Source organism: Gluconobacter sp. P1D12_c (assembly GCF_018812105.1).
GTDB lineage: Bacteria > Pseudomonadota > Alphaproteobacteria > Acetobacterales > Acetobacteraceae > Gluconobacter > Gluconobacter oxydans_A.
In genome coordinates this window covers 1-391 of the sequence record NZ_JACSIQ010000709.1, presented here as the reverse complement: position 1 = coordinate 391, position 391 = coordinate 1, and the positions used below count along the sequence as shown (strand labels likewise).

The 391-nt window shown below is 45.5% G+C and carries 1 protein-coding gene; it reads right to left on the bottom strand.

Features of this window, described 5'->3' with window-relative positions; translation table 11 throughout:
• On the bottom strand, positions 1–366 hold a 366-nt coding region (locus tag KP705_RS18845; protein ID WP_215765412.1), incomplete at its 3' end, for a protein rep.
• Positions 367–391: the final 25 nt, after the last annotated feature.

Below are 391 nucleotides of genomic sequence, written 5' to 3'. Positions count from 1 at the left end.
CCACTCAAGATGGCCATCCTCCATCGTCTCAATATCGTTCGGCTTAGTCACATATTTTGTGACCTCATCAACAGACTCAAGAGTTCCCGCATCCTTAACAATGCACGACATCCTCTCACGAACATCAGCAAGAAAATCCTGCCAGCCGTTCCCCTTCAAATACGGCAGATCAAAGAGGATATTCATATGCATGTTAAGGGTTTCATGATCCTCATTATGAGTGAACTCAGTCCCCCTGAAATACAGATTTGAACCATATTTTTGATTGAGCCAACGGAAGCAATCAGAGAGCTTGCGTGTCCATTTCCTATGCTCCGCCTTGAGGTCATCATATATGCGGACGTTCTCACCGCAGGTGATAACCATGTACCGCTGATACTTCCCCTTATTC